This is a genomic window from Microbispora sp. H10670, from assembly GCF_014161385.1.
GTDB classification, from domain to species: Bacteria; Actinomycetota; Actinomycetes; order Streptosporangiales; family Streptosporangiaceae; genus Microbispora; species Microbispora triticiradicis.
Genome location: NZ_JABBWW010000026.1, coordinates 10168 through 26436, shown reverse-complemented (window position 1 = coordinate 26436; position 16269 = coordinate 10168). Strand labels below are relative to the sequence as shown.

Annotated in this window: 3 protein-coding genes; all 3 read right to left on the bottom strand. The window is 76.8% G+C overall.

The window, feature by feature from the left end:
• Nucleotides 1-40: 40 nt before the first annotated feature.
• Genes HHX33_RS28315 through HHX33_RS28305 form a run of 3 tightly spaced genes read right to left on the bottom strand, consistent with a single transcriptional unit; the run spans nucleotide 41 to nucleotide 16222 of the window.
• A complete protein-coding gene (locus HHX33_RS28315) occupies nucleotides 41-1957 on the bottom strand; it encodes an HAD-IIIC family phosphatase (protein WP_182877269.1) in 1917 nt (638 codons plus the stop codon).
• Nucleotides 1954-5421, bottom strand: coding sequence for a type I polyketide synthase (locus HHX33_RS28310; RefSeq protein WP_182877268.1), 3468 nt, complete (start codon nucleotides 5419-5421; stop codon nucleotides 1954-1956). The genes HHX33_RS28315 and HHX33_RS28310 overlap by 4 nt, the downstream gene beginning before the upstream one ends.
• Nucleotides 5414-16222 (bottom strand): type I polyketide synthase, encoded by a 10809-nt coding sequence (locus HHX33_RS28305; protein WP_182877267.1) that lies wholly within the window; start codon nucleotides 16220-16222, stop codon nucleotides 5414-5416. The genes HHX33_RS28310 and HHX33_RS28305 overlap by 8 nt, the downstream gene beginning before the upstream one ends.
• Nucleotides 16223-16269: the final 47 nt, after the last annotated feature.

Below are 16269 nucleotides of genomic sequence, written 5' to 3'. Positions count from 1 at the left end.
TTACGTCGCCGGACAGTCAACCTGAGGTAGCCTCAGATTGTCAACGGCTCAGGGACGGCTCCGGGACCACCCGCCCCTCGGTGTGCAAGGTGAGGTGGGTGGGAACGCCGGTGACGGCCTCCAGGCCGTGCACGAACCACGCCTCCCCCGGCGTCTCCCCCGGCGTCTCCCCGTCGGCGGCGAAGCCGTAGTGCGGATAGAGGTCGCGTACCTTGCCGTTCTTGGCCGTCGGCAGATAGCGGCCGCGCACGGCGGGGAAACCGGCGTCCCTCGCGGCGTGGAGCACCGCCGACAGCACGGCCTGTTCGATCCCCCGCGCGAAGACCCGGCAGCTCAACAGGAAGTTCTCGATCAGCAGGCCGTCGGGCCGGGTTCTCAGGAAGACCGCGCCGACCAGTCCGTTGCCGCCGAAGCGGTCGGCCGAGGAGATCGTGAGCACCCGGGAGTCCGGACGCCCGGCGCGCTCCCGCACCTCCTCGGGCGACAGGCGCTCGGTGGTGAGGTTGAACTGGTTGGTCCGCAGCGTGATCTGGGAGAGGCGGCCGACCTCCTCCGGCCGCGCCGGGGCCAGCCGCACGGACACGCCCAGACCGGCCAGGAACCTCTCGGCCGAGCCGGCGGCCGCCAGGAAGTCCGACCGCGCCGCCTCCTCGTGGTAGCGGCGGGTCCGCACCCGGTCCTCGGCGGTGACCTCGGTCGTGGTGAACCACCCGTCGGCCAGCAGCGCGTCCGCGTGCGTCGCCGGGTCGCCGTCCAGCCGGACCACGACGGTCTCCGGCAGCTCCGCCGCGACCGCGGCGCACTCGTACGGGCTGTCGTCGGCGAAGACGACGCTGTCGCCGCCGAGGTTGAGCTCCTCCACGAGCGTGCGCAGGTTCCCCGGCTTGGGACTCCAGTTGGCGAGGACGCGGACGAAGTCGTCCTCGCGCAGCACCATGCCGGGGTGGTCGCGCAGGGCGGCGAGCACCGGCTCCCGGTCGTTCTTGCTCACCGCGGCGAGCAGCACGCCCTGGGAACCCAGCTGTTTGACCACGTCCTGGAACCGGCGGAACGCCTCGCCGCGCGGGCCGCGGCCGACCTCGATGCCCTCCACGCCGTCGTCACCGAGGACGCCGCCCCACAACGTGCCGTCCAGGTCGAGGGCCAGCACCTTCTTCGCCCGGCCGGTTCGCGCCCTGACGAGGTGGGCGAGCTCCCGCGCGTACGCGCCGAGCAGCCCGTCGGACAGGTTCGCTCCGGCGTACGTCGCGAAGCGGGAGTCGGCGAGCTCGGTCGCGGACGTCAGGAGCGGGTCGAGGTCCGTCACGACCACCCGGCCGGAGGACGCGCCCAGCTCCAGCAACTCCGCGTTGGCCCGCCGCCAGGCGGCGCCCAGCCGGGCCCGCGATCCGTGGTCGAGCAGCCGCACCTGCCACAGGCGGGGCAGCGGCACCGTGTTGAGCACGAGCGTCCCCGAGCCGCCGCTCGCGGCGTACCGCGCGGCGAGTCCCCGCCACAGCGCGAGCTTCTCGCCGAGCACCCGCTCGACGTCCTCCGCCGTGAACGGCACGCCCACCTCGTCGAACACCGTGGCGTGGTCGAGCACGCAGACCACCAGGTCGGGCCGCTCGGCGTACAGCTCGCTGCCCGGGTCGCCCAGCTCGAAGACGTACGACCCGAACCCGGCCGGCCGCACGGACGGCACGTACCCGTGGCGGGCCAGCTCGCCGACGAGCGCGACGCGCAGCGCCTCCAGCGTGCCGTGCCCGGTGACGGTCACCCGCACCCGCGGCAGATCCGGATGGCGCTCCCGTACGTCGTCCAGGTCGACGTGCGCGAGCAGCCGCGCCGCCCGGGCGGCGTCCTCGGCGGACATCGCGGCGAGGAGCGGGGCCACCTCGTCGAAGCGCTCGGCGAGTGCCCCTTCGCGGTGCAGCCGGCGCAGCCGCGCCAGCGCCGCGGCGGTGTCAGTGGTCATCGGGACTCCAGGTCGTCCGCACCGTGGGTGCCTGTGGCCGTGGGGGCGAGCAGTTCGTCCAGGCGGGCCGCCAGCTCGTGGGCCGTGCGGTGGTCGAGCACCAGGCCCGGCGGGACCTCCAGGCCCGTCTCGCGGGCGACGCGGCCCGCGATCTCCAGGGCGCCGAACGACGTGATGCCGGCCTGGGTGAGGTCGTCGTGCGGGCCGACCGCTCCGCCCGCGTGGCCGAGGGCGCCGTCCACCGCCGCCAGGACGATCGCCAGCAGCACGCCGTGCCGCTCCTCGGCCGGCACGCCGTCGAGCGCCACCGGCGGCGTCCCGGCGGCTCCGGCGTTTCCGGCTGTTCCGTCGGGCGGCGTCCCGGCCTCCTCGGACCGCCACCGCCGCAGCGCCGTCACGACCTCACGCAGAGCGCCCGGCGGCGCGTCGACGCCGCCGACGAGGGCGGCGAACCTCTCGGGGTCGAGGTCGTCCACCGCGCTCCACAGCTCACGTTCTCGCGGCGAGCCGCCCCGCGCGCGGGGGGAGGCGGTGATCCAGTGCCGCTCGTGCCGGAAGGGATAGGTCGGGACGGCGGCGGGGTCGGCCGCGGGCCCCTCGCCGACGACCCTGCCCCAGGCGACCGGCACGCCCCGCGCGTACGCCTGGGCGAGCCCCCGCAGGACCGAGCGGGCCTCGGCGGACGGGTCGCGCAGGAGCGGCACGGCGGCCACGTCGTCGCCCTCCTGGGCGAGGCAGTCGGCGACCATGCCGGTCGTCGTCGTGTCCGGGCCGATCTCCACGAAGGTGTCCACGCCGAGGTCGCGCAACGCGCGGACGCCGTCGTGGAAGCGGACCGGTTCACGCACCTGGGCGGCCCAGTGCTCCGGCGCGGCCAGGTCCTCGCGCGTGACGGGCCCTCCCGTACGAGTCGAGACGAGGGCCGTCGCGGGTTCCCGCACGGTGAGCGCGCGGGCGGCCTCCACCAGGCCGGGCAGCACGGATTCCATGTGCGGCGAGTGGAACGCCTGGCTCACCGCGAGAGCCTTGGTGCGCACGCCTTTCGCCCGCCACTCGGCCGCCAGCCTGCGTACCGCGGCGGCGTCCCCGGAGATCACCGTCGAGCGGGGCCCGTTCACGGCGGCGACCGACACGAGGCCGGCCATCCCGTCCAGCGAGGCCGCGACCTCCGGCTCCGGCGCCCGCAGCGACACCATGCCGCCGCCCTCCGGCGCCGCCTGCATGGCCAGCGCCCGCGCGACCACCAGGGACGCCGCGTCGTCGAGCGACAGCGCCCCCGCTGCGTGCGCCGCCGTGAGCTCCCCGATGGAATGGCCGAGCAGCGCGTGCGCGACCAGGCCCAGGTCCTCGGCCAGCCGGACGAGCCCGATCTGTACGGCGAACAGCGCGGGCTGGGCGTACTCGGTCCGCCGCAGTAGCGCCGACTCCGGCGATCCCGCGGGGGCGAACACGACCTCCGCCACCCGCGGCCCCCGCGCTTCCCGCAGCGCACGCGCGCGGTCCAGGGCGGCGCAGGCGGCGTCGAACGCCTCCGCGTAGGCGGGGAACCGCCGGTGCAGCTCCTGGCCCATGCCAGGACGCTGGGTCCCCTGACCGGAGAACACGAACGCCACCGTGGGGGCGGGCCGGGCGGCGGTGACCGGCGAGCCGGGCGCGGCGAGCGCGTCCAGCTCACGCGCCAGTTCGGCTGCGTCCTCGCCGAGCGCGACCGCCCGGTGGCGGAACGACGACCGCGCGCCGACGAGCGTCCGCGCCACCGCCGCGAGGCCGGCCGCCTCCCCGTTCCACGCCGCCACCCCGCTCCGCGCCGCTTCCGCGCGCTCGCCGGGCCGGTCCTGCGCACGCAGGAGGTCGCGCAGGCGAGCGGCCTGCGCCCGCACGGCCTCGGGAGACCTGCCCGACAGCACCCAGGGGACGGCCGAGGGCGCCCCGGCCGGCGGCGCGGCGGGCTCCCGGGCCGGCGGCGCGGTCACCACGGCGGCCGCCCCGGCCGGCTCACCGGCGTGATCAACCGGCTCCCGCGATGGCTCCGGCTGCGACGCGAGGGACGGCTGCGGTTGCGGTTGCGGCGCGGGAACCGGCGACGACTCCGGCTGCGGGGCGGAGACCGGCGACGGCTCCGGGGCCTCCTCCACGATGAGGTGGGCGTTGGTGCCGCTGATGCCGAACGAGGAGACGCCCGCGCGGCGGGGCCGGTCGCCGCGGGGCCAGGGCCGGGGCCGGGTCAGCGGCGCCACCCCGCCCTCGGCCCAGTCGACCAGCTCGGACGGCTCCTCCGCGTGCAGCGTCGCCGGCAGCACGCCGTGCCGCAGCGCCTCGATCATCTTGATCACTCCGGCCGCTCCGGCGGCGGCCTGCGTGTGGCCCAGGTTCGACTTCACGGACCCGACCCACAGTGGCTCGCGCCGCCCGGAGGCGGCGCCGTACGCCTCGATCAGGGCGCCCGCCTCGATGGGGTCGCCGAGGGCGGTGCCGGTGCCGTGCGCCTCGACGGCGTCCACGTCCGCCGGGGACAGCCCCGCGGACCGCAGGGCGGCCTCGATGACCCTGCGCTGGGCGGGGCCGCTCGGCGCGGTGATCCCGTTGCTCGCGCCGTCGGAGTTGACCGCCGAGCCGCGGATGACGGCGAGGACCGGGTGGCCCGCGCGCCGGGCGTCGCCGAGGCGCTCCAGCACCAGCATGCCCACGCCCTCGCCGAAGCCGGTGCCGTCGGCCGTACGGGAGAACGCCTTGCAGCGGCCGTCGGCGGCGAGCCCGCCCTGGAGGGCGAACTCCACGAACACGCGGGGGGTGGCCATCACCGTCACCCCGCCGGCGAGCGCCAGGTCGCACTCGGACTCCCGCAGCGACCGGACGGCCAGGTGGATCGCGACGAGGGAGGACGAGCACGCCGTGTCGACCGTGAGGGCGGGGCCCTCGAACCCGAAGGTGTAGGACAGCCGGCCGGAGGCCATGCTGGTCGCGTTGCCCGTCATCAGATAGCCCTCGGCCTCCGGAGGCACGCCGTCGAGCGGCGGGGCGTAGTCGTCGTTTATCACCCCCGTGAACACGCCGGTCCGGCTGCCGCGCAGCGAGGCCGGGACGACGCCGGCCCGCTCCATGGCCTCCCAGGACACCTCCAGGAGCTGGCGGTGCTGGGGGTCCATCGCTACGGCCTCCCGAGGGGCGATGCCGAAGAAGGCGGCGTCGAAACCCGCCGCGTCGTCGAGGAACCCCCCGGCCTTCGCGCGCTCACGCAGCGCCGGGTCCCAGCCGCGGTCGCCCGGCGGCTCCCCCACCGCGTCGGCGCCCTCGGCGACCACCCGCCACAGGTCCTCGGGCGAGCGCACCCCGCCGGGAAACCGGCAGGCCGTCGCGACGACGGCCACGGGCTCGGGCTCCGTCAGCGCGGCCAGTTCCCTCTTCACGCGGGTGAGCTCGGCGGTCGTCCAGCGCAGGTACTCGACCAGCCTCTCGTCAGACATGCCGCCGCCCTTCGGACCGGAGCTCGGAGTCGATGAACCGGAACAGCTCCTCCGCGGTCGCGGGGATCTCCTCCGTGGCGTCGGCGGCCGACGGCGCCGGGGCCGCCGGCTCGGGGTCGTCCGGGACCAGGCGCCGGAGCAGGTACGCCGCCAGGGCGTCCGGGGTCGGCTGGTCGAAGACCACGGTGGCCGGCAGCCGCAGGCCGGTGGCTTTGCCGAGGCGGTTGCGCAGCTCGACCGCGGTCAGCGAGTCGAACCCCAGCTCCTTGAAGCTGCGCCGCTCCCCGGCGTCGTCCTCGGGCGCCCGGCCGAGGACCGCCTCGACGTTCCGCAGCACGGTCTCGGTCACCAGCTCCCTGCGCCGTTCCGCGTCCGCCGCGGCGAGCAGGGCGGGCAGCCCGCCGGAGTCCCCCGAGTTCCCATCGCCCGTGGGGGCGGCGGGCGCCGGCGCGGAGGCGCCCCGGCGGGCCAGGGCCCGCAGCGGCGCGGCGAGGTCGGGGATCGCCGCGAGCCGCACCGGGTCGAGCCGTACGGCGGCCAGGGCGGGCGCGGCGGCGTCCAGCGCCGCGTCGAGCAGGGACAGGGCGTGCTCGGGGGCCAGCGGCAGCAGGCCGGAGCGCGCCATCCTCGCCCGGTCGGCCGCCGTGAGCGCGCCCGTCATGGCGCTGTCGGAACGCCACAGCCCCCAGGCGACGGAGGTCGCGGGGAGCCCCTGCCGGGCCCGCGCGGCGGCGAGCGCGTCGAGGAAGACGTTGGCCGCCGCGTAGGCCGCCTGCCCGGGGCTGCCGACGATCCCGGCCGCGCTGGAGAACAGCACGAACGCGGCCAGGTCGAGCTCCCGGGTGAGCTCGTGCAGGTGCCAGGCGCCGTCGGCCTTGGGCCGCAGCACCGCGTCGAGCCGTTCGGGGGTGAGGGTGGCGAGCGTGGCGTCGTCGAGGACGCCGGCCGCGTGCACGACCCCGGTGAGCGGATGCCCAGCGGGCACCGCGCCGAGCACGCCCGCCAGCGCGGCGCGGTCGGCGACGTCGGCGGAGACGACGGTCAGGTGTGCCCCCAGCGCGCCGAGTTCGGCACGCAACGCCTCCACCCCCGGCGCCCGCTCGCCCTGCCTGCTCACCAGGAGCAGATGCCGGATGCCGTGGGCGCGGGCCAGGTGGGTCGCGACGAGGCGTCCCAGGCCTCCCGTGCCGCCGGTGACCAGGACCGTCCCCTCCGGATCGAGCGGGCGGGGGACGCGCAGCGCCACCTTGCCGACGTGGCGGGCGAGGCCGAGGTGCCGTACGGCCTCGGGGGCCCGGCCGGTCTGCCAGGCCGTGACGGGAAGCGGCGTGAGCACCCCTTCGGCGAGGAGCGCGGCGATCTCGGCGAGCATGGCGGCGATCCGGTCCGGCCCGGCCTCGGCCAGGTCGAAGGCCCGGTAGAGCACGCCGTGCCGGTCGCCGATCTCGCCGGGGTCGCGCACGTCGGTCTTGCCCATCTCGACGAACCGGCCGCCCGGCGCGAGCAGCCTGAGCGAGGCGTCGACGAACTCCCGGGCCAGCGAGTTGAGCACGATGTCCACGCCGCGGCCGCCGGTCGCGGCACGGACGGCCTCCGTGAAGGACAGGTCGCGCGAGTTCGCGACGTGCTCACGCGGCAGGCCCGCCCGTTCCAGGTGCGGCCACTTGGCGGGACTCGCGGTGCCGAAGACCGTCAGTCCCCAGTGGCGGGCGAGCTGGATCGCCGCCCCGCCGACGCCTCCCGCCGCCGAGTGCACGAGCAGCCGTTCCCCGGGCCGCGCGCCGGCGAGATCCCTCAGCGCGTAGTAGGCCGTGAGGAACACGGCGGGCACCGTGGCCGCTTGGGCGAACGTGAGCCCGGGCGGGATCGGCGCGAGCAGGCGGTGATCGGTGACGGCCGAAGGGCCGACGCCGCCGGGGAGGAGCCCCATCACGCGGACCCCGGGGGCGAGGCCGGTGACGCCGTCGCCGACCTCGGCGACGACCCCGGCGCCCTCGGTGCCGAGGTCGGCGGAGCCCGGATACATGCCGAGCACCAGCATCGCGTCGCGGAAGTTGAGCCCCGAGGCCCGTACGGCCACCCGCACCTCGCCGGGCCCGAGCGGCCGTTCCTCCACCGGCCGGCACACCAGGTCCTCGGCGACGCCGCCCTCCCCCGCCTCCAGACGCCAGGCGCCGCGGGGCCGTACGAGGTCGGGACGGCGGGTGGTGAGCCGCGGCGCCAGCGGGAGGCCGTTCCGGACGGCCGTCTGCGGCTCTCCGGTGGCCACGGCGTCGAGCACCCGGGCGAGCGGAGCGGAGCCGGCGTCCACCAGGGCGATCCGGCCGGGCTCCTCGCTCTGGGCGCTGCGGACGAGGCCCCAGACGGCGGCGCCGTCGAGCGCGTCCACCGCGTCGCCCGGGGCCGCCGCCACGGCGTCCCGGGTGCGTACGGCGAACAGCGTCCCGCCCAGCCGGGGGTCGGCGAGGCCGAGCCGGAGCGTGCCGAGCACCTCCAGCAGGGCCGCCCTGACCGTCTCCGGCACGTCGCCCTCCCGTGGCGCGGAGGGGACGTCGAGAACCAGCACGTCCGGAGCGGGGCTCCCGGCGTCCAGCGCCGCGAGCGCCGCGTCCAGGTCAGGGTGGTCGGCCTCGGCGTCCGTGCCGACCACCCACGCGCGCTCGCGGGGCACCCCCGAGCCGGGCGACACGGCCTCCCAGACGAGCTCGTGCAGCGCGTCGCCGACGGAGGCCGCGGCGAGGTCGGCCGGGTCGGCCGCGCGGAGCGTCACCGCCTCGACGGACGCGACCGGCACGCCCTCGGCGGTGGCAAGTTCGACCGCCACCGCGTCGTCGCCCGCCCGGCCGAGGCGCACCCGCACGGTTCCCGGCGCCCGGCCGTGCAGGGTGAACCCTCTCCAGGTGAAGGGCAGTCGTACGGCGCCGTCGTCGGGGAACAGCCCGGCGGGGGCGAGTGCGTGCAGCGCGGCGTCCAGCAGCGTCGGGGCGACGCGGAAACCCGCAGGGACCTCCAGGGACACCTCCGCGACGACGTCGTCCCCCGACCGCCACGCCGACCGCAGGCCGCGGAAGGCCGGTCCGTAGTGGTACCCCCTGACCGCGAGGTCCTCGTACAGCCCGGCCACCGGCAGCGGGACGGCGCCGGCCGGCGGCCACGCGCCGCCGGGCCGTTCGCCGCCCGGGCCGGTTCGGCCGTCCGGCGCCGGACTGTGGGAACCGTTCACCCGCGCGGGGACGGCGGGGGCGAGGAAGCCGGTCGCATGGGCGGTCCAGGGAGGACCGAGGGGATCGGCCGCGAAATCGGCCACGGGACCGGCCACGGAATCGGACGCGAAATCGGCCGCGAAATCGGCCGCGAAATCGGCCACGAAATCGGCCACGGAATCGGACGCGGCGGTGGCCGGGCCGGGCGCGGGCCGGGCGTGCAGAGCGATCTCGCGGCGGCCGTCCGGCTCGGCCGGCCCGACCGTCACCTGGATCTCCGCCGCGCCGGACGGCTCCAGGACGAGCGGCCGGGTCAGCGTCAGCTCGTCCACGCGTGGCACCCCGGCCGACTCTCCCGCGAAGGCGGCCAGCTCGGCGAGCACCGCGCCGGGCACCAGAACGGCGCCGTCCACGGCGTGGCCGGCCAGCCAGGGGTGGTCGTCGAGGCCGACCCTGCCGAGGAGCAGCACGCGGTCCTCGCCCGCCGGCCGGACCACGGTGTCCAGCAGCGGATGGTGCGGACGGCCGGTCCCGCGGGCCCTCGGCGCCGCGGCCGGTCTCGCGGGCTCCAGCCAGTGGCGGCGGCGGTCGAACGCGTAGGTCGGCAGGGTGGGGATCCGCCGGGGCGTCCGGACCCGCCGCGCGATGGGCGGATGCGCGGCCCAGTCGACCGGCACGCCGTTCACCCACGCCTCGGCGACCGAGACGAGCACCCGGCCGAGACCACCGTCCTCCCGCCGCAGGGTTCCGACGACGGCCGTCGAGCGGTCCTCCGCGGCCGCCTCCAGGATCTCCTGGACGCCCATGCCGAGCACCGGATGCGGGCTGACCTCGATGAAGACCTCGTGCCCGGCCGCGAGGGCGGCCTCCACGGCGGACTGCAGCAACACGGGGCTGCGCAGGTTGCGGTACCAGTACGCGGGCCGCCCGAACCCCGTCTCCCCGCCGGGCTCGACCCGCCCCCCGGTCACCGTGGAGAACACGTCGGCCGTGTACTCGGGCAGCGGCGCGGGCTCGGGCAGCACCTCCAGCAGTTCGGCCTCCAGCGGCTCCACCTGCGGGGAGTGGGACGCGTAGTCCACCTCGACGAGCCGGACGCGTACTCCCCGCTCACGCAGCGCCCGCTCCAGCCGGTGCACCGCCCCGGCCTCTCCCGCGACGACGGTGGCGGCGGGCCCGTTGATAGCGGCGACCGCGATCCTCGTCCCGTCGCCCGCCGCCTCGACTGCCGCGCGCACCGTGTCCGCCGGGGCGGCGATCGAGAGCATCGCGCCCTGTCCGGACAACGCCAGCAGCGCCCGGCTGCGCAGCGCCACCACCGCCGCCGACTCCTCCAGCGACAGCGCGCCGGCCGCCAGCGCGGCGGCGATCTCGCCCTGGGAGTGCCCGACGACCGCGGCGGGCCGTACGCCGAAGGACTCCCAGACGGCGGTCAGGCCGGTCATCGTGGCCCACAGGACGGGCTGCACGACGTCGACCCTCCCCAGGTCGGCGCCGCCGAGCAGGGCCTCCCGCAGGGACCGGCCGGTGACCGGGTCCAGGGCGGCGGCGCACTCGGCGATCCGCGCGGCGAAGGCGGGCGACTCCTCCAGCAGCGCGCGGGCCATGCCGTCCCACTGCGTTCCCTGCCCCGGGTAGACGAAGACCGGCCGGCGTGCCTGCCGCGCGTGTCCGGTGACGACGGTCGCGGAGGGCGTCCCGCCGGCGACGGCGGCGAGCCCCTCGATCGCCTCCTCCCTGCCGGTGGCCACCACGACCGCGCGGTGCCCGAACTCGGCCCTGGTGCGCACCAGCTCCGCCGCGACGTCGGCGAGCGGGACGCCGGGGTGCCGTTCCAGGTATTCGCCGAGCCGCCGCGCCTCACCGCGCAGCGCCCCGGCCGACTTGGCGGAAAGGACCAGCGGAACCGCGACGGCCGGCTCCGGCTCGACGTCCGAATCGGGGTCCGGGTCGATGCCCGGGGCGAGGTCCGGCGCGGGCGGCTCCTCGACGATCACGTGGGCGTTGGTGCCGCTCATCCCGAACGCCGAGACGCCGAACCGCCGCGGCCGATCCCCGGACGGCCAGGGCACGGCCTCGGTGACCAGTTCGAGCCCGCCGCCGTCCCAGTCCACATGGCGGGAGGGCGCGTCGACGTGCAGCGTGCGCGGCAGCGTCTCGTGCCGCAGCGCCAGGATCATCTTGATGAGGCCGCCGGCCCCGGCCGCCGCCTGGGTGTGGCCGATGTTCGACTTGAGCGAGCCCAGCCGCAGCGGCGGCCGGTCGCCCCTGGCCGCGCCGTACGTGCGGAGCAGGGCCCGCGCCTCCACCGGGTCGCCGAGGGTGGTGCCCGTGCCGTGGGCTTCGACCGCGTCCACGTCGGCGGGGGCGAGGCCGGCGGCGCGCAGCGCTTCGGCGATCACCCGCTCCTGGGCGGGGCCGTTCGGGGCGGTGAGGCCGTTGCTCGCGCCGTCCTGGTTGACCGCCGTCCCCTTCACGACGGCCAGCACCGGGTGGCCCTCGCGGCGGGCGTCCGACAGCCGCTCCACCAGCAGCAGGCCGACGCCCTCGCTGAAGCCCGTCCCGTCGGCCGCGTCGGCGAACGCGCGGCACCTGCCGTCGGGCGACAGCCCCCGCTGGCGGCTGAACTCCACGAACGTCGCGGGCGTGGCCATCAGCGTCGCCCCGCCGACCAGGGCCAGGTCGCACTCCCCGGCCCGCAGCGCCCGTACGGCGAGGTGGAGGGCGACGAGCGAGGACGAGCACGCGGTGTCGACCGTGATGGCCGGCCCCTCCAGGCCGAAGGTGTAGGCGATCCGGCCGGACGCCACGCTCCCGGCGCTGCCGGTGCCGAGGTAACCGCCGTGCTCGCGGGGGTCGTCCTGGGCCCGCGCGCCGTACTCGGTGTAGATGAGGCCGACGTAGACGCCGGTGCGCGAGCCGCGCAGCCGTGTGGGGTCGATCCCGGCGCGCTGGAACGCCTCCCACGACGTCTCCAGCAGCAGCCGCTGCTGCGGGTCGGCCGCCCGTGCCTCCCGGGGGTTCATCTCGAAGAAGTCCGCGTCGAAGTCGGCGGCGTCGTGGATGAAGCCTCCGTGGCGTGCGTAGGACGTGCCGGGCGTGTCCGGGTCGTCGTCGAACAGCGTCGCGAGGTCCCAGCCGCGGTCGGCCGGGAACTCCCCGATCGCGTCGCCGCCCGCCTCCAGCAACTCCCACAACTCCTCGGGGGTGGTGACGCCCCCGGGGTAGCGGCAGGCCATGGACACGATCACGACGGGGTCCTCCGCGTCGTCGCGCGCCTGCGGGACGGCCGGGGCGGCGCCCGTCTCAGCCACCGTCTCAGCCACCGTCTCGGAGCCCGCCACGGACTCGGACAGGTGGCGGGCCAGGGCCCGCGGGGTCGGGTGGTCGAACACCAGCGTGCTGGGCAGGCGCAGGCCGAGCGCGCGCCCCAGGTGGTCGCGCAGTTGCACGCCGGTCAGGGAGTCGAGCCCCAGGTCCCGGAAGGGCCGGTCGGGCCGGACCTCCCCCGCGGAGTCGTACCCGAGGAGGCCCGCGATCCCCCGGGACACCAGGTCGAGGAGGCGTTCCTCCCGTTCCCGCGCGGTCAGCCCCTTCAGTTCGGCGTGGGCCCCGGCGTGACCGCCGTCGCCGGCCGCGAGTGTGACGGCCGGTCCGCCCGCCTCTCCCGGGTGGTGCCCGGCGAGCGCGCGCTTCCGCGGCGGCCGCAGGCGCAGGGCCGGGCCCGGGTGCGGGTGCAGGTGCGGGTGGGGATGTGGCCTGTCCTCGTACGCGTCCGGGGCTTCCGGCCGCTCCGGCCGCCCGGCCTCCGGCGCGGGCACCGGCCGTACGCGGACCTCGTCGGCCGTCAGCACGACCCGGCCGTCCGGCGTGGTGAGGAGCAGGGCGTAGGTGTCGGGACCGGTGCGGGTCACCCGGGCCCGGAGGGGCCCGGCCGGGGGCGTGTGCGCCCGCACGCCGCTCCAGGCGAAGGGGACGACCGGCTCGGGCGGGCCGTCGTCCCCGGCCCGCAGCACGCGGTCGAGGAAGGCGGCCTGGACCGCGCCGTCCAGTGCGGCGGGGTGGATCGCGTACCCGTCCCCCTCCGTTGCCGGGCCCGTCGCGTGCCCGCCCGGCCCGGCCACCCGGGCGGCCGGATCGGTGACCGGATTCGTGACCGGATTCGTGGCCGAGTCGGCGACCACCTCGGCGAACACCTCGCCGTCCCGGGCCCACGCGGCACGCACCGCGCGCAGGGCCGGGCCGTAGTGTGCCCCCGCCTCGGCCAGCCGTCCGTACCCGGCCTCGACGTCGAGGGACTCCGCGCCCTCCGGCGGCCATTCGCCCGGGGGTCCGGCCGCGTCGCCGTCGCCGTCGCCGTCGCTGTCGCCGGGAAGAACACCGGAAAGGTCTCCGGAAACGTCGCCGGGAAGGTCGTTGGGACCGTCGCCCGGAAGATCGCCCGGGGCCAGGGAGCCGGACGCGTGGAGCCGCCACGGACCTGCGGCGTCCCCCTCCCCCGTCCTGGCGTGGATCGCGAACGTCGCGCCGCCCGGCGCGGCCTCCACCTCGACCTGCAGACGGACGGCGGCCTCCGCCACCTCCACGGGGGCCAGGAGCGTCACGTCCTCGATCCGGGACAGGCCGACGCGCTCCCCCGCCGCCAGCGCCAGCTCGGCCAGCCCGCTCCCGGGGAGCAACCGGCGCTCCCCCAGCCGGTGCTGCCGCGACCACCCCTCCGCCGGCAGGACGCCGGAGAACAGCACCCGCCGGCCACCGGTGTCCTCGACGGCGACGCCGAGCACGGGATGGCCCGCCGACGGGAGCCCGGACGGGCCGGGGGCGGCGGGCGGCGCGGCGGTGACGGTGTCCAGCCAGAACCGCCGCTCCTGGAAGGCGTAGGTGGGAAGATCGACCCTGCTTCCGGCGGTGAACGAGCCCCACTCCACGGGAACACCGGCGGCGAACAACGCCCCGGCGGAGGTGAGCAGCCGGTCGAGCCCACCGTCGTCGCGACGGAGCGTGCCCACGACGTGCGCGGCGGCCCCCGCCTCCTCGGCCGTGTCGCGCAGCGGCGCCGTCAGCACGGGATGCGGGCTGACCTCCAGGAAACACCGGTGTCCCGCCTCGACCAGGGCGGCGACGGTCTCGCCGAGGCGCACCGGCTCGCGTAGGTTGTCGTACCAGTACGCGGCGTCGAGCGCGGCGCCGTCCACCTCACCGGCCAGTACGGTCGAGTGGAAGGGGACGTGACCCGGCCTGGGCCGGATCCCCGCCAGCCGGGCGAGCAGCGGTTCGCGCAGCGGCTCCACGGCCGGTGAGTGGGACGCGTAGTCCACGGGCACGAGCCGCGCCCGCACGCCCTCCGCCTCACACCGGCTGACGAGCTCGCGCACCGCGCCCGCCTCTCCCGAGACGACGGTCGCGGCGGGCCCGTTCACCGCCGCCACGGCGATGCCGTCCACGTCGCCGAACCGGCGGCGCAGCTCGGCGGCGGCCAGCTCGACCGACGCCATGGCCCCGCCGCCCGCGATGTCCGCGATCGCTCGGCTGCGCCGGGCCACCAGGGCGGCCGCGTCGGCCAGGTCCAGGATGCCCGCGGCGTACGCCGCGGCGATCTCCCCCTGGGAGTGCCCCACGACGGCGGCCGGTTCGACGCCGAGGGAGCGCCACGCGGCGGTCAGCGACGCCATCACGGCGAACAGTGCGGGCTGCACCACGTCGACCCGGTCCAGCAGGGCGCCGGTCGTGCCGCCTGCGGGCGCGGTCACCACCTCGACCAGGTCCCATTCGACGTGCGGGGCGAGGGCGGCGGCGCACTTGAGCATCTCCTCGCGGAACGGCTCCCAGGAGGCGAAGAGCTCGCGCGCCATGCCGGCCCACTGCGACCCCTGGCCCGGGAAGACGAACACCGGCCGCGCCGGGGCCCCCGCCTCCCCCGACGCCGCGTACGGAGACGGGAGTCCCTCCTCCAGTGCCGCGAGCGCCCCGGTGAGTCCCGGCAGGTCCGTCCCGACCGCGACCGCGCGGTGGAGGAGATCGGCGCGGCCGGTGCGGAGCGTGTGGGCCACGTCGGCCGGGCGGGTGTCCGGATGGCCGTTCACCCACTCGCGCAGCCGGGTGAGCTGGTCACGCAGGGCCTGCTCCGTGTCGCCCGACACCGTCCAGACCACCGGCCGCCCGTCCGGGTGCTCCTGGCCTTCCGGATGCTCCCCGCTCTCCTGGTCCGCCTCCGCGGGGGGCTGCTCGATGACGACGTGGGCGTTGGTGCCGCTGATGCCGAACGAGGAGACCGCGGCGCGGCGGGCGCGGTCCCGCTCGGGCCAGGGGCGGGCGGCGGTGAGCGGGGCGAGGCCGCCCGCGGCCCAGTCGACGTGCGGCGTGGGGGCGTCGATGTGCAGGCTCGCCGGGAGCACGCCGTGCCGCATGGCCAGGACCATCTTGATGACCCCGCCGACGCCCGCGGCGGCCTGCGTGTGCCCGATGTTCGACTTGAGCGAGCCCAGCCACACCGGGTCGCCGGCGGGACGCGCGCCGCCGTACACCTCCATCAGCGCGTTCGCCTCGATCGGGTCGCCGAGGCCGGTGCCGGTGCCGTGCCCCTCCACGGCGTCCACCTCGCCGGGGTCGAGACCGGCGTCGGCGAGCGCCGCCCGGACGACCCGCTGCTGGGCCGCGCCGTTCGGAGCGGACAGGCGGCTGCTCGCGCCGTCCGAGTTGACCGCGCTGCCGCGCAGCACCGCGACGACCGGATGGCCCTTCCGCCGCGCCTCCGACAGCCGTTCCACGAGCACCAGGCCGACGCCCTCCGCCCAGCCGGTGCCGTCGGCCGCCGCGGCGTACGCCTTGCACCGGCCGTCCGGGGACAGCCCCCGCTGGCGGCTGAACTCGACGAAGGTCGCCGGTGTCGCCATGACCGTGGCGCCGCCCGCGACGGCCATCTCGCAGTCGCCCCGCCGTACGGCCTGGGCCGCGTAGTGCAGGGCGACGAGCGACGACGAGCACGCCGTGTCCAGCGTGACCGCCGGCCCCTGCAGGCCGAAGGTGTACGCGATGCGGCCGGAGGCGATACTCCCGGCGCTGCCGGTGCCGACGAACCCTTCGAGGCCCTCGGGGGCGCGGGCGTGCCGGGACGCGTAGTCGGAGTACATGACCCCGACGAACACCCCGACCCGCTCGCCCGTCAGCCCGCGCGGGTTCAGCCCGGCCCGTTCGAACACCTCCCAGGTGGCCTGCAGAAGCAGCCGCTGCTGGGGGTCGACGGCCGGCGCCTCACGGGGGCTGATGCCGAACAGCTCAGGATCGAACCCGGCGGCGTCGTGCAGGAACCCGCCCTCCGTGGCGTAGCTGGTGCCCTCACGGTCCGGGTCGGGGTCGTACAGCTCGTCGAGGGGCCAGCCGCGGTCGCGCGGGAACGGGGTGATCGCGTCGGTTCCGGACTCGACCAGCCGCCACAGATCCTCCGGGGTGCGCACCCCGCCGGGGTAGCGGCAGGCCATTGCGACGATCGCCAGCGGCTCGCGCGCGGCCTGTTCCAGCCGTTCCAGGTCCGCCCGGGCGCGCAGCAGGTCGGCCGTGGTCCGCCGGAGGTAGTCGCGCAGCCTGTCTTCATTCGCCATCGATGAACCGCTCTCCGTTGTCATCCTGAAAGGGCCGTTCGTGATCC

What these genes read in the sequence shown, in the direction of transcription:
- HHX33_RS28315 (WP_182877269.1), bottom strand. Translation starts at nt 1,957, where the DNA reads ATGACCACTGACACCGCCGCGGCGCTGGCGCGGCTGCGCCGGCTGCAC.
- HHX33_RS28310 (WP_182877268.1), bottom strand. Translation starts at nt 5,421, where the DNA reads ATGTCTGACGAGAGGCTGGTCGAGTACCTGCGCTGGACGACCGCCGAG.
- HHX33_RS28305 (WP_182877267.1), bottom strand. Translation starts at nt 16,222, where the DNA reads ATGGCGAATGAAGACAGGCTGCGCGACTACCTCCGGCGGACCACGGCC.